This is a genomic window from Cytobacillus sp. FSL K6-0129 (assembly GCF_038007625.1).
Taxonomy (GTDB): domain Bacteria; phylum Bacillota; class Bacilli; order Bacillales; family Cytobacillaceae; genus Cytobacillus; species Cytobacillus kochii.
This window is the reverse complement of record NZ_JBBOXM010000001.1, coordinates 4,430,251-4,444,008: the sequence shown is the minus strand read 5'-3', so window position 1 is coordinate 4,444,008 and position 13,758 is coordinate 4,430,251. Positions and strand designations below refer to the sequence as shown.

Sequence of the window (13,758 nt, the reverse complement as noted above, 5' to 3'; positions counted from 1 at the left end):
GGGTTAATTTACATGGTAAACAAAAAAGAAATCTTTGGTGAAAACGAATTTAACAGTCCGTTTGCATCCGGACATTTCAATCCGAAAAAGGCACATTACCAAGTAAATGGAGAGACACAACAAACGCAAAATCTTATTAAGCTCAAGCGAACTTTACAAAAAACCCCTTAACACTGAAAGAGGATGATAAATACGTCATCCTCTTTTTAAAGATTTTTCAACTTGCCGAGCATTGCAATCGGTAAAGCTTCTTGCTCTTGATCTCCAGATAAGCGATAACCCCAAGCAAAAACGCCATTCATATAATCAATTTTAAAGTAAGAGCCTGGATCTCCCTCTATTTCATATATTTCATTTGTAATAAAGTCATCGGGATTGAGCAAATACGACTTAGCCATCACTGTTTTTCTTTCCAGTACAGCGAATTCATTAACCATTCCTAATTGCTCAGCTTTTCTAGATTTTTCTCTTAATTGAGCAATTTCTTGTTTTAGCTCATATTCGCTCAATTGGCTATACCTTTTTTCTTGCATAGTAAAAAGACCTCCTCATACATCTTTATTTTCTTTTAAATAGGCATCAATTAAATGCAAAGGAAACCCTTTTCGAAATAACGCTTGCTTTAACTTTTGCTCATAGATGAATGGTTCTTCATGATTATATTTTCTACTTATTTTTTCAGCTTGACGTTTCAGAGCTCCCATCTCCTCATCATCGTCTTTATCTAATTGTATTTCTTCAAGTGCCAACTGAATCATATCATAACTAAAGCCTTTTCTCGTTAACATTTGCTCTATTTTTTGTTGCATCATTCTTGAGGAATCTTTTTTATATTTAAGCGTATATTTCTGACAAAGAGAAATGGCTGTTTCAACTTGCTCTTCCTTTGGGTATAGTTCTATAACATCTTGTATGATTTTTTCAGCTATACCTTTATCTTTCAATTCATGTCTAATTATATTTGGACCTTTATCTGTCGTATTCTTTTGGGTTCTCACAAATGCAATAGCGAATTCTTCATCATTCAAGAATTGGTATTGATATAATTTATGGATCACTTCATCTATCAACTCAACAGCATACTCTTTCTTGATTAAATGTGTACGAACTTCAGATTCAGAACGCATTCTACTAGAAAGATAATGGATGGCCGTATTGTACGCCTTTCTAATCTCATCTTGGAATTGAATTTCTCCGATGAGTAAGGAATCAATCTCTTTCCCTTTTTTCATATTATATTTAATTAACACATCTTCATCCACACTGAAGGCATACGTCTCTCCATGCTCACTGTCGGTATAGATATTGTAGCGATCTTTATTTTTCTTTTGAATCGTAATTTTAGTAATTGTAGGCATATCCTCACCTCACTTTAACTTTACCACAAAAAAAACAGGTTTAAATCCACTTTTCATTGAATTCATTTAGAAATAGAAGAGAATTTTTGCGGAGGGGTCAACATGAAAATTGCTTTAACAGGCGGAACGGGCTTTATTGGACAAAAACTAACTGACCAATTATTACAAGAAAATCACCAAGTTTATATACTTACAAGAAATAAAGGAAAGAAGCAAGAAAAACAAGGTCTCCACTTTGTTCAATGGTTAAATGAAGGGGATGAACCAGAAGAAATGCTAGAAGGAATAGATGTCCTCATTAATTTAGCTGGGGAATCAATCAACAGTGGTCGTTGGACTGAAGAAAGAAAAAGACGAATATACCATAGTCGAATGCATGCTACAAATGAGGTAATACGCCTAATCGATCATCTAAACGAAAAGCCATACACCCTTATTAATGCAAGTGCTGTTGGCTATTATGGCACATCAGAAAAGCGTACATTTGACGAGGCAAGTCCTTATTCTGGTGAGGATTTTTTAAGTACTGTCGTTAAAAACTGGGAGGATATAGCAAAAACTGCCGAAAAAGATTGGAATATACGCACGATATGTTGTCGTTTTGGCATCATTCTCGATAAAAATGCAGGGGCGTTACCTAAGATGGCCCTTCCATATAAACTCTTTGCTGGAGGTAGAATTGGTAGTGGTAATCAATGGCTTTCTTGGATTCATATTAATGACGTTATCTCCGCAATCGTTTATATGATTGAACATGAATCAATAGAAGGTCCCGTCAATTTTACTGCTCCAAACCCAGTAACCATGAATGAGTTTGGCCATACATTAAGCACTGTGCTCCATAAACCACATTGGCTACCTGTCCCTTCATTTGCAGTAAAAGCTATCCTTGGTGAAATGAGTAAGCTCGTAACTGAAGGGCAAAAAGTTACACCAAATAAGCTTCTGAGTCATGATTACCCTTTTCATTTTACTCATTTAAAAGAAGCATTAGAAGATATTTATCAGAAGTAGCTTTTATATTTTGATGTTACAAATACACTCTATTGATTAAATACAGAAGATAAGTGATTCTTTTGAGTGGTCACGCATCTTTTGTTTACGTAAATAGACCATTTCTTTCACTTTTTTTGCTCTGATTTTTCTTTTAACCACTTTTCTACTAAGAGTGGTCGTTTATCCATTCGCCGTGCTTCTCCGTTAAGTTAATTGAACTTTTTCGGGGAAGAAATTCTTCCCTAGGACGATCTGGGGCATGATTCTTTTCTGAGGACGATGATTTCTCCTATTTCCTCACTCTCGTGAATTTCTGTATAAATTTCAAGCTAGCAAAGTACTTTTTGATTGTTTGTACTCCTATGGAAATTAATACAAAACTGCTTTTTCGCGATTTTTTGTGTTTTTGGATTTAAAATCTATTTAGGTATAGTCCTTTTCCTTTTTCTTGCTGTCTTTTGCGCGTATCTTTTGTTTGCGCGCAGTTCTCTCCCTTTTCTTTCTGTCTTTTGCGCGTATCCACGTTTTGCACGCAGTTCTCTCCCTTTTCTTTCTGCATTTTGCGCGTATCTTCGTTTTGCGCGCAATTCCCTCCTTTTTCTTCCTGTCTTTTGCGCGTATATACTGTTTGCGCGCAGTTCTCTCCCTTTTCTTTCTGCCTTTTGCGCGTATCCACGTTTTGCGCGCAGTTCTCTCCCTTTTCTTTCTGCCTTTTGCGCGTATCCACGTTTTGCGCGCAGTTCTCTCCCTTCTCTTGCTGCCTTTTGCGCGTATCCACGTTTTGCGCGCAGTTCTCTCCCTTTTCTTCCTGCCTTTTGCGCGTATATACGATTTACGCGCAGTTCTTTTCCTTCTCTTACTGCCTTTTGCGCGTATCTTCTGTTTGCGCGCAGTTCTCTTCCTTTTCTTTCTGTCTTTTGCGCGTATCTTCGTTTTGCACGCAGTTCCCTCCTTTTTCTTCCTGTCTTTTGCGCGTATATACTGTTTGCGCGTATATACGATTTACGCGCAGTTCTCTCCCTTTTCTTGCTGCATTTTGCGCGTATCTTCTGTTTGCGCGCAGTTCTCTTCCTTCTCTTTCTGTCTTTTGCGCGTATATACCATTTACGCGCAGTTCTCTTCCTTTTCTTTCTGTCTTTTGCGCGTATCCACTTTTTGCGCGCAATTCCCTCCCTTTTCTTGCTGCATTTTGCGCGTATCTTCTGTTTGCGCGCAGTTCTCCCCCTTTTCTTACTGCATTTTGCACATATACACGGCTTGTCTGCAGTTCTCCTTTTTCTCCTCTAAGGACGACAGGAAGGCTATTCTTCCTCTTGCGACACTCTCAGTTTCTTTCCCTTCTAAAAAGCCAACACTTTCGCGATTCTCTCCCCTTCTCGAACACTTTATTCTCTATTTACTTCCTCATCTCTTACTTCAATCGTATGGTACTCGTGAAAATAGGGCAATCTAATAAAGTTTACTACTAATAAGAAAGGGTGAATGTTATGGCAAATGATAAAAAGAGGAAAGAACGGAGCTTTAGTGGTCTTTCAAGCATGCAAGAAGTTACATATGCAAAAGAATTTAAACGTGCTGATCGTGCAGCCAAAAACCCCCTTCAGCAAAGACATTAGATTTATTTTCTCATCAAAAAAGATGCCAGTACATCAAACACAAGGTTGATGTACTGGCATCTTTAATTAACCACTTCTTTCTTTACTATTTTGCAATTGATGATAGAAACCTTTTTCTTTCAGCAATGATTGATGTGTACCCTCTTCTATTATTTTTCCATCTTTTAATACGTAGATTCTATCCGCATTTTGAATAGTATTTAACCGGTGGGCAATGACAAAACATGTTCGATTAATCATCAACTTTTGTAATGCTTGTTGAATCTTCACCTCTGTAACCGTATCAATATTACTCGTAGCTTCGTCTAAAATTAAAATTTTTGGTTGTGCCAAAAAAGCACGGGCGATACTAATTAATTGTTTCTGTCCTTGACTAATCCCGCTGCCATTAAAACTCAAAGTCGTGTCATACTGCTGTGGTAATTTCATAATAAATGAATGAGCATTTGCCTTCATTGCAGCTTGTATAACATCCTCATCCGTTGCCTCAAGATGACTATAGCGGATATTATCCTTGACGGTCCCTTGAAAAAGAAAGGAATCTTGCAGAACAAAGCCCATATATGATCGTAAGCTCTCTTTATGTATTGTGGAGATATCACGATCATCTAATAATATTCTCCCTTTACTCACTTCATAGAAACGACTAATAAGTTGAATTATGGTTGTTTTACCTGCGCCTGTTGGACCTACTAGAGCAACAGTCTCACCAGGACGGGCTTCAATATATATATGAGAAAGTATTTCTCTGTCTTCCCCGTAAGTAAACGATACGTTATCAAAAATAACCTCACCATTTACATTTTCAAGCATCTGCTTATCTTTTTCACTCGTTAATTCATCTTTTTCATCAATCAGCTCAAAAACTCTTTCAGCTCCAGCAATGGCAGATAATAACGTATTAAATTGATTGGCTAAATCATTGAGTGGTCTTGTAAACTGTCGAGAATACTCGGTAAAAACAACTATTGTACCAATGCTCACTCCACCGTTTAATGCAAGTATTCCGCCAATCGCAGCAATGACGGCAAAGCTGAAATTATTCAATAAATGCATCAACTTAGGAATAAACCCTGAGAATGTTTGTGCCCAAAATCCAGAAATTCTTAGGTTTTCTGCTTTATGCAAAAAATCATCCATCACTTTCTCTTCTTGTGAAAACATTTTGATTAATTTCTGCCCAGAAATAGATTCCTCAATATAGCCATTCATTTCTCCTAAGTTTTTTTGCTGCTCTTTAAACAACATACTTGTTCGCTTCGTAATCCATTTCATTCCATAGAACATCATCGGTATGATTAAAAGAGTTAGAATTGTTAGCAACGGACTCAACCATAACATGACTGCAATCGTACCAACGAGTGTGAAAACACTAGATATGATTTGGATAATTGAACTATTTAAAGTCGCACTAACATTTTCAATATCATTTGTAATCCTACTCATCAATTCCCCAAGTTGTCTTTTGTCAAAAAAAGCTACAGGTAAGCGGTGTATTTGTCGGAATAAATCTGCGCGCATATTAAATACAGTGTCTTGAGACACACCGATCATCCAATAGTTTTGTAGCCATAGTGACAATGATTGAACGATATAAGTTACAAGTAAACCTAGTAATAACCAAACGAAAACAACCGCTTCATTTTCTTCTATAAAAGTATCTATTGTTATTCCTACTAAAAAGGGACCAAGTAAAGACATCGCTGAACTAATGACAATCATAAAAAAGAGTAATAATAGCCGTATTTTATAGATGGCAAGGTAAGACCAAATTCTTTTAATGACAGCACTGAAGTCATTGGGCTTACGTTGCTTTTTGTTCCTATCGTTATTTATTTGATTATGTATCTTTGGTTGTTTGAATGGGGCCATTATTTTAGTAAACACTATTCATAGCCCCCTGTTCTGACTGAGAATACGCTATTTCTCTATAAAGAGTAGACGTATTCATCAATTGATCATGTGTTCCCTCTTCAATGATTTTTCCATCATCTATAAGCATAATTTTATCCGCTCTCTTGGCCGTACTTAATTTTTGTGTGACAATGAATAAAGTACATTTATATTTATCAATCGCATCCAATACTTTGGACTCTGTTTGTAAATCCAAAGCACTCGTACTATCATCCAATATGAGAATATTAGGCTTTCTAATTAAAGCACGAGCAACCGATAATCTTTGCTTTTGACCTCCTGATAGATTAATTCCTTTTTGTCCTAATTTTGTTTCATAGCCATCTTTTAAATCAGTAATGGTTTCATGTATTTGCGCGTCTTGTGCCGCCGCTTTCATTTCAGATAAAGTCGCGTCTGATTTACCCCATGCTAAGTTTTCTTCCACTGTACCACTAAATAAGATGGACTCTTGAGGGGTAAAACCAATTCTCTTTCGTAAATCATCCATTTTAACATCTTTCAGATTCATACCATCCACATAAACTGCACCTTCAGTAGGATCATATAATCTAGGAATAAGTTGTAGAATAGAACTTTTACCAGCACCTGTACTACCCAATATAGCGACAGTTTCTCCTGGACGAATATGAAAACTAATATCTTTTAAGACATATGTAGACATCCCTGGGTACCTAAATGAGACATGCTCAAATGTAACCGCTCCTTTTAACTGCTCAAGGCTTTTGCCATCTTCTTCATCTTCTAAATCAATCTTCGCCTCAAGTACTTCAACAATCCGTTCAGATGAAGCACGCGCTCTCGAAAAAGCCATAATGATGAATGAAAACATTGAAAAGGCAGTAGTCATTCTCGTAGCATAATTAATAATTGAAACGACTTCCCCCACTTCTATATTTGTCGCTTGCAATTGTTCTCTACCGATCCATAAAATAAAGATAATACAAACATTCATTATGAATAGTAATGCAGGCATAGCTGCTTCCATCAATCTTAGAGCGCTTGCTGTTTGTTCCTTTAAGTTATTACTTACATTCATAAACTTTTTTACTTCATGAGTTCTGCGGTTATACGCTTTAATCAACCTTAATCCTATTAAACTTTCCTGCATGACATTATTGACTGTATCCAGTTTTTGTTGAACAGACCTAAACATCTTACCGCCTTTAGTCATCACAATAACAAGGAAGATCACTACAACCGGTATGGTAATTAGAAAAATAAGCGCTAACTGCCAATTCACTAGGACAGCTAATATAAGACTACCTATAATGAGTAAAGGAGCCCTTAACATAATTCTTAAGCCCATAAACACGATATTTTGCACTTGTGTCACATCATTAGTCATTCTTGTAATCAAGGATGCGTGAGGAAAGGTATTAAAGTTGGCGAATGAAAAAGATTGCACCTTTTTCATTAGTTTCTTTCGAATACTAAATCCTAAATTTTGTCCAACGAAGGCTGCATAATATGAGTTTGTAATCCCTGAGAAGAAGGCAATTAATGATAGTAGGAGCATCATACCTCCCCAATAAAGGACCACACTCATATCATTATTTAGAATACCTTCATCAATAATTTTGCCGATTAATAATGGTTGAAGCAATTCAACTGATAACTCAATAAGCATAAGTATTAATGCAATATATGCCGCGACTCGATAAGGTTTAATAAATTTGAGTATCTTTGTCATAGCTTTCCCCCAAACTAATACTTCGTTTAACTAAATAGATATGAACTATCATATACCTTTTTACATAATTTTTAAATAATTCATTCTGATTTTTATTTCTTTAATGTTATGTTAAAATTTTTAGAGGTAGAGAACATTGACTTTTTCAAAAGTTGTTCTTCGTTTTTAACACAATTTAGCATACTTACCTTGAACATTTTTCAATGCTTACTAAGCATTTAACCTATTATTCAATCATAAGGGATTTTTTAACTATACGACTAAATTTTCTTTGTAATCCATATACTAACATGCATCATGTCATGTGTAATGTATTCTCAAAATGGTTAAAAAAGTAACTTACTTATAATTATAAAACTAAAGGATGCGATAAAAGGTGAAAAATACGAATCACGACCAACAATTACATAATGATGTTATTGAAACATTAAGGGAGACAAGCCGCACTTTTTTCATTCCAATCAGCTTATTAGTAACAGAGTTACGAGAAACCGTTGCATCTGCTTACCTTTGTATGCGCGCAATTGATGAAATTGAAGATCATCCTGATTTGGAACCAGCTTTAAAAAGCAAACTATTGCATAATATCGGTGACGTCCTTCAATCCGCTCAATACAATAAAGAAACCTTTATTAAGATGTTCAAGCCATTTGAAAACGAATTACCAGAAGTTACTCTTCGCCTATATGATTGGATTTCTTTCTGTCCAGATGAAATTAGAGTAAAAGTAGTTGAGTCAACTGCAATCATGGCATCTGGGATGGGTGATTGGGTTGATAAAGATTGGCAAATACAATCAGAAGCGGACCTTGATCAATATACGTATACAGTTGCTGGATTAGTTGGTGTGATGTTAACCGACATATGGAAATGGTATGACGGAACTGAAGCTGATAAAGAGCTTGGAATTGGTTTCGGTCGTGGACTTCAAGCTGTTAACATTTTAAGAAATTATAAAGAAGATGCAGAACGCGGTGTAAGCTTTTTCCCAGATAGTTATAGCCTAGACGATATGTTTGATTATGCGCATAAAAATCTATCTCGAGCTGACGAATACGTAGCGAGTATCGAGACAGAGACAATCGTGAATTTCTGTCAAATACCACTTTCACTTGCCCATGGAACATTAAAAGCGTTAGTAGACGGTCGAGAAAAAATGACTCGTGATGAAGTAAATGAAACTGTTAATAAAGTAATAAAGAAAACATCATAATAAAAGGCAGCGACTGTAAACTTCGCTGCCTTTTATTTTCACATCTAGGAGATTAATTTTAATCCAATTGCTGCGCCTAAGATAAGCGCAATACAAACAAGTCTTTTCCATTCTCTCGGTTCATTAAAAACGACCATTCCTACTATCGCTGCTCCAACGGTACCTATTCCTGTCCAGATAGCGTAAGCAGTACCCATAGCAATATCCGTCATTGCAAATGAAAGTAAAGAAAAACTGATCGCAAATGATAAAGCAAGGAAAATAATAGATTTCCATTGCTTATCAGCTACTTTCTTCAAATGGTATACACCGAGAACCTCAAAGCACCCTGCAACAACTAAGGCAATCCAGTACATTATTGAGATCCTCCTTTCTCAACCGGTGCACGGTCAGATAATAACTTCAACCCGACCACACCTGCTAGAAGCATAATAATTAATAGTACTTTCATCAATTTAAATGGCTCCCCGAAAACGACCATTTCTACTATTACTGTACCCGCCGTACCTAAACCAGCAAATACTGCATAAACAGTTCCTACTGGTAAATGCTTCGTAGCAAGAATTAATATTATAAAACTTAATGTAATTATAATTCCAGTAGCAATCCATTCCAGTGTGTTTTGAGCATATTTTAATCCTGAAACCCAACCAACCTCTAACACGCCTGCTAAAAATACAAGTAACCAATGCCTAGTCATCTATACCCCTTCTTTCTAGTTGTTTATCATTGTACGCCTTTAAAGTATATCGGCCAGATAGCACGAACTCTTCTGTAATAGCTGTCTTCTCCATTAAAAATAAGATCAATAACCGCACCATCAACAATCGTAATATAAGCAAGTGCTTCCTTTAGATACTTCTTTTGGTCATTTTCTTCACTCGAGTGTTTCCTCATATATTTTGCTAACAACCGTTCCATATCTGCAAAGAATGGATTGACTATTCGCATTAACTCATTATAAAGTTTCGCTGGAGGGAAGTAAGACACCCTCAGTAAGAATTTTGCATGCTCGTTATGCTTGTTTTCCTCGACAATCCAATCAAAAAAATAAACTAAATTCTCTTCTAATGAATGATCTTTCCTCGAAGCAAATAAGGTAATCATCTTCCGCTTTTCCTGCTGAAACACATAGTTTGCAACATGTAAAAATAAGTCATCTTTTCCTTTAAAATGAGCATATATCGACGGTTTCTTAATACCTACATCTGTGGCTATATCCTGTAAAGATGCTCCCTCATATCCCTTATCTGCGAAATGGACTAGCGCAACATCACGAATAAGTTCTGCACTCACCAATTATCACACCCCTTCAACTAACGACCGTTAGGTAGATTATTTCACAGGATAATATGAAAGTCAATAATGACATTTGGTTACTTCACTTTCAATTATTGCCCATCTTGCCTTACAGAAATTGATCAATTCCTCAAACCCCTATGAAGCCCCACCTTCTCATTATCTCCAAATTTCCTTTTTCATCTCGCTTCCAATTTATTGTCACTTGTTTTTATAAATTGACAATAATCACTACAAATATCAAACTGAGACAAATTCACAAAATAAAAAGACCAGAGGGACCGTTTTTTAAACGATCTCCTCTAGTCTTCGGATGTGATTATATGCTAAGTTGAACTACATTAGTTTAACTTGATTTCTTTCCAAGATACGCTTCCATAATACGCGCATCACTTAATAACTCTGTTGCATTACCACTTGCAACCATTTTTCCAGTTTCAAGCACATAACCTTTATCTGAGATTTTCAGAGCTTGTCTCGCATTTTGTTCTACTAACAATACAGTCGTTCCTGATTGATTAATCTCTTTAATGATTTTAAAAATATCGGCAACAACAAGTGGAGCCAATCCCATTGAAGGCTCATCTAATAGCAACAATTTCGGCCTACTCATAATCGCACGAGCAATTGCAAGCATCTGCTGTTGACCACCAGATAATGTTCCCCCAAGCTGCTTTTCTCGTTCCTTCAAAATAGGAAAGCGCTCGAGCATTTTATTTAAATCTGAGTCTATCTCCGTATCCTTCCTATGATAAGCACCCATTTCTAAATTCTCTAGCACTGTCATGCCTGCAAGAATCTGTCTCCCCTCAGGAACGAGGGCAATACCCTTTCTTAAGAGCTGATCAGGGCGTAACCCCGTTACATCTTCACCAAGGAAAAAGATCTTCCCTGCCGAAGGTTTTAATAATCCGGATACACTTTTCATTGTGGTTGATTTCCCAGCGCCATTTGCCCCTAAGATGGTGACAATCGTTCCTTCTTCCACTTCTAGCGATACATCTTTTAACACTTGAATTTTCCCATAACCGGCATGAATACCACTAACTTCAAGCATATTGATCTTCCTCCTCCTTACCGAGATAAGCTTCAATTACTTCTGGGTGGTTCTGTATCTCAATCGGAGTACCTTCTGCTATCTTCTTGCCAAAGTTTAATACAGCTATGCGATCACATAATTTCATCACAAGTGGCATATCATGTTCAATAATTAAAACCGTTATGCCCTTCTGTTGAATCTTCTTAATTAAATCAAACAGGTCGCTTGTTTCAGTCTCATTCATACCAGCTGCCGGTTCATCAAGCAGGAGTACTTTTGGCTCACTAGCAAGTGCACGTGCAATCTCGAGCCGCCTTTGTTGTCCATAGGCGAGATTTTCTGAAGTAACATCAGAAAAAGTAGATAATCCGACAAAGTCTAAAAGTTCTTCTGCTATACCTTTTATTTTTGCTTCTTCTTTCTTTTGTGAAGCTGTACGAAAGACGCTTTTTAACACACCTGAGCGAGTGCGGGAATGCTGCCCGACCATGACATTTTCAAGGGCCGACATTTCAGGGAATAAACGGATATTTTGAAACGTTCGGCATATCCCTTTTTCGGTAATGTTATGTGATTTCATCGTTGTAATATCTTCATCTTTAAAAGTAATTTGTCCTGAAGTTGGTGTAAACATAGACGTAATCAAATTGAACATCGTTGTTTTACCGGCACCATTAGGGCCTATTAAACCAAATATTTCTCCCTCATTTATTGAGAAGGTAACATCAGTCAAAGCACTTAATCCACCAAAATTTTTACATACTTTTGTGATTTCCAGTACCATGCTTCTGCCCCCTTTTTCTACCCTTTTTACTTAAAGCCTTCAATAATGGCACATCGATAAGTCCTTGTGGGCGGACAGCCATCATAATAATGATAATCAGTCCATAAATCATATAACGATACTCGCTAATAAACCTTAGCACCTCAGGCATTAATGTTAAGAAGAATGCTCCGAATATTGGACCCCAAATCACTTCACTACCACCGAACACAACAAAGATTAAAATTTCAACCGCACGATGATAGGCAAAATCGGCAGGGCTAATATAAGCAAGTATATGAGCATACATTGCCCCGGCAAAACCGGCAACAAGTGCACCTTGTGCAAAGGCTAAAACCTTATAATAAGTGATATTGATTCCCATTGATTCCGCAGCTTTTTCATCTAATTTGATAGCAGCAAAAGCTCTTCCCACTCTTGATTGGTGCTGTCTTCTGAAAAACCAAATCACAAAAATGGTAATTAATAACAGAAGGATAAAAATACTTAAAAATATAAATTGATTATTTTGTAATCCAATAGAGCTCGGTTGAAAACCAAATCCTTGTAATGTTTTCAGTATTTCTCTTCCTATATGAGGGATTCCTGATATACCTACTGAGCCATTCGTTACGCTTTCCCAATTGACAAAAATCACACGAATAACTTCTCCAAAACCTAAGGTTACAATGGCTAAATAAACACCCTGAAGCCTTAATGTTGGAATACCAATAAGTACTCCACATAAAGCGGCAACTAATGCACCGATGATAATACCGATGATAATAGGCAACTCAAAATGAATCGTTAATAGTGCTGATGTATAAGCGCCAATTCCCATGAAACCAGCATTCGCCAATGATAACTGTCCTGTTGATAGTGTTATATATACACTGATACCTAAAATAATATTAATTAAAATAAAGCAACCTACTTGTAAATAGTACGGATTAATTAATTCTGCTAGCATCCTGCGTTCACCTTCTTACGTTGAAATTTTCTGGCCAAACAACCCTTGAGGCCGAATGAGAAGAATAATAATAATAGCTAAGAATGCAATAGCATCTCGATAGCCTGAATCTCCGTATACAACGATGAAGGTTTCCGCTAATCCTAAAATGAGGCCACCGAACATGGCTCCTCTCACACTGCCCATTCCGCCAAGAATGATAATCGCTAAACCTTTTAAGCCCATTGATAGACCCATCTGCGGCGTTACTGAGTTAAAAGCCATTCCGACCAATATACCAGCTATTCCACCCATGGCTGAAGCAATGATTACTGTCATCAGGATGGTTTTTTTCGTATCCACACCTAAGAGACTCGCCGTTTCTAGATTTTCTGCCGTGGCTCTTAATGCCTTTCCAGCTCTTGTTTTACCTAACCAAAATGTTAATACGAGCATTAACACGATAGAAATGACGAAAATAACGATTTGTACTAAATAAACGGTGATTGATCCTATTTGAAAACTGATTTCAGCAAAGCTTGTTCTAAATGGATGATTCCCTGCACCAAAAAGATGGTGTGATAAGTTCTCTAAAAGAATAGAAACACCTATTGTACTTATTAGTGGGGCTAGATGTGATACACCTTGTTTATGCCTTAACGGTCTTAAAGCAAACCTCTCTAATAAGTAACCCATAATAGCCGTAATGATGATTGCACCCAGAAAAGCAACCCATAAAGGCGCATTTAATGTAGATGTAATCATTACTCCAATAAATGCTCCAAACATAAAGATCTCGCCATGTGCCATATTGATAATACCTAAAACGCCAAATACTAAAGTAAATCCAAGGGCAACAATTGCATAAATGCTGCCCAATGTTAGTCCATTAATTAATTGTTCTATTAACACGGTGTC

The 13,758-nt window shown here is 36.7% G+C and carries 17 protein-coding genes; 4 read left to right on the top strand and 13 right to left on the bottom strand.

Annotated elements, in window-relative coordinates; all coding sequences use genetic code 11:
• Positions 1 to 12 precede the first annotated feature (12 nt).
• Positions 13 to 171, top strand: coding sequence for a YpzG family protein (locus tag MHI57_RS22605; protein ID WP_095370009.1), 159 nt, complete (start codon positions 13 to 15; stop codon positions 169 to 171).
• A 35-nt stretch (positions 172 to 206) separates the two neighbouring features.
• Here the strand turns inward: MHI57_RS22605 and MHI57_RS22600 are convergent, their stop codons facing one another.
• Positions 207 to 533 (bottom strand): YfhH family protein, encoded by a 327-nt coding sequence (locus tag MHI57_RS22600; RefSeq protein ID WP_095370010.1) that lies wholly within the window; start codon positions 531 to 533, stop codon positions 207 to 209.
• Between the two features lie 15 nt (positions 534 to 548).
• Entirely contained in the window at positions 549 to 1,358 is an 810-nt protein-coding gene (gene recX / locus MHI57_RS22595; protein ID WP_307317993.1) for a recombination regulator RecX, read from the bottom strand.
• 102 nt (positions 1,359 to 1,460) lie between these two features.
• Between recX and MHI57_RS22590 the strand changes: the two genes are divergently transcribed.
• Positions 1,461 to 2,372, top strand: a complete 912-nt coding sequence (locus MHI57_RS22590; protein ID WP_307317995.1) for a TIGR01777 family oxidoreductase — start codon at positions 1,461 to 1,463, stop codon at positions 2,370 to 2,372.
• Between the two features lie 394 nt (positions 2,373 to 2,766).
• On the opposite strand, the gene MHI57_RS22585 is transcribed toward MHI57_RS22590, so the two are convergent.
• Positions 2,767 to 3,132, bottom strand: a complete 366-nt coding sequence (locus MHI57_RS22585; RefSeq protein ID WP_340978252.1) for a hypothetical protein — start codon at positions 3,130 to 3,132, stop codon at positions 2,767 to 2,769.
• A 78-nt stretch (positions 3,133 to 3,210) separates the two neighbouring features.
• Positions 3,211 to 3,600: a hypothetical protein gene (locus MHI57_RS22580; protein WP_340978249.1), complete on the bottom strand. Its 390-nt coding sequence runs from the start codon at positions 3,598 to 3,600 to the stop codon at positions 3,211 to 3,213.
• 241 nt (positions 3,601 to 3,841) lie between these two features.
• Between MHI57_RS22580 and MHI57_RS22575 the strand changes: the two genes are divergently transcribed.
• Entirely contained in the window at positions 3,842 to 3,970 is a 129-nt protein-coding gene (locus tag MHI57_RS22575) for a YfhE family protein (RefSeq protein WP_095370014.1), read from the top strand.
• Positions 3,971 to 4,036: 66 nt separating this feature from the next.
• On the opposite strand, the gene MHI57_RS22570 is transcribed toward MHI57_RS22575, so the two are convergent.
• Together MHI57_RS22570 and MHI57_RS22565 are read right to left on the bottom strand one after the other, a co-directional pair.
• Complete coding sequence (locus MHI57_RS22570) at positions 4,037 to 5,857, bottom strand: ABC transporter ATP-binding protein (protein ID WP_445293209.1); 1,821 nt, start codon at positions 5,855 to 5,857, stop codon at positions 4,037 to 4,039.
• The gene (locus MHI57_RS22565; RefSeq protein ID WP_095370015.1) at positions 5,847 to 7,577 is read right to left on the bottom strand and encodes an ABC transporter ATP-binding protein; all 1,731 of its coding nucleotides are present in this window, start codon (positions 7,575 to 7,577) and stop codon (positions 5,847 to 5,849) included. The genes MHI57_RS22570 and MHI57_RS22565 overlap by 11 nt, the downstream gene beginning before the upstream one ends.
• Before the next feature lie 376 nt (positions 7,578 to 7,953).
• Between MHI57_RS22565 and MHI57_RS22560 the strand changes: the two genes are divergently transcribed.
• Entirely contained in the window at positions 7,954 to 8,790 is an 837-nt protein-coding gene (locus MHI57_RS22560; RefSeq protein ID WP_095370016.1) for a squalene/phytoene synthase family protein, read from the top strand.
• Positions 8,791 to 8,834: 44 nt separating this feature from the next.
• Here the strand turns inward: MHI57_RS22560 and MHI57_RS22555 are convergent, their stop codons facing one another.
• From MHI57_RS22555 to MHI57_RS22525, 7 genes are all read right to left on the bottom strand, one after another.
• The gene (locus MHI57_RS22555) at positions 8,835 to 9,146 is read right to left on the bottom strand and encodes a DMT family transporter (protein WP_095370017.1); all 312 of its coding nucleotides are present in this window, start codon (positions 9,144 to 9,146) and stop codon (positions 8,835 to 8,837) included.
• The gene (locus MHI57_RS22550; protein WP_095370018.1) at positions 9,146 to 9,490 is read right to left on the bottom strand and encodes a DMT family transporter; all 345 of its coding nucleotides are present in this window, start codon (positions 9,488 to 9,490) and stop codon (positions 9,146 to 9,148) included. Before MHI57_RS22550 ends, MHI57_RS22555 begins: the two co-directional genes overlap by 1 nt.
• Positions 9,491 to 9,516: 26 nt before the next feature.
• On the bottom strand, positions 9,517 to 10,086 hold the full coding sequence (locus MHI57_RS22545; protein WP_157733756.1) for a TetR/AcrR family transcriptional regulator: 570 nt from the start codon (positions 10,084 to 10,086) through the stop codon (positions 9,517 to 9,519).
• Positions 10,087 to 10,435: 349 nt separating this feature from the next.
• Positions 10,436 to 11,146: an ABC transporter ATP-binding protein gene (locus MHI57_RS22540; RefSeq protein WP_340978243.1), complete on the bottom strand. Its 711-nt coding sequence runs from the start codon at positions 11,144 to 11,146 to the stop codon at positions 10,436 to 10,438.
• Positions 11,139 to 11,912 (bottom strand): ABC transporter ATP-binding protein, encoded by a 774-nt coding sequence (locus MHI57_RS22535; RefSeq protein WP_095370021.1) that lies wholly within the window; start codon positions 11,910 to 11,912, stop codon positions 11,139 to 11,141. The genes MHI57_RS22540 and MHI57_RS22535 overlap by 8 nt, the downstream gene beginning before the upstream one ends.
• Positions 11,884 to 12,861, bottom strand: a complete 978-nt coding sequence (locus tag MHI57_RS22530; protein ID WP_095370022.1) for a branched-chain amino acid ABC transporter permease — start codon at positions 12,859 to 12,861, stop codon at positions 11,884 to 11,886. The genes MHI57_RS22535 and MHI57_RS22530 overlap by 29 nt, the downstream gene beginning before the upstream one ends.
• A gap of 15 nt (positions 12,862 to 12,876) precedes the next feature.
• Positions 12,877 to 13,752, bottom strand: coding sequence for a branched-chain amino acid ABC transporter permease (locus tag MHI57_RS22525; protein WP_095370023.1), 876 nt, complete (start codon positions 13,750 to 13,752; stop codon positions 12,877 to 12,879).
• Positions 13,753 to 13,758: the final 6 nt, after the last annotated feature.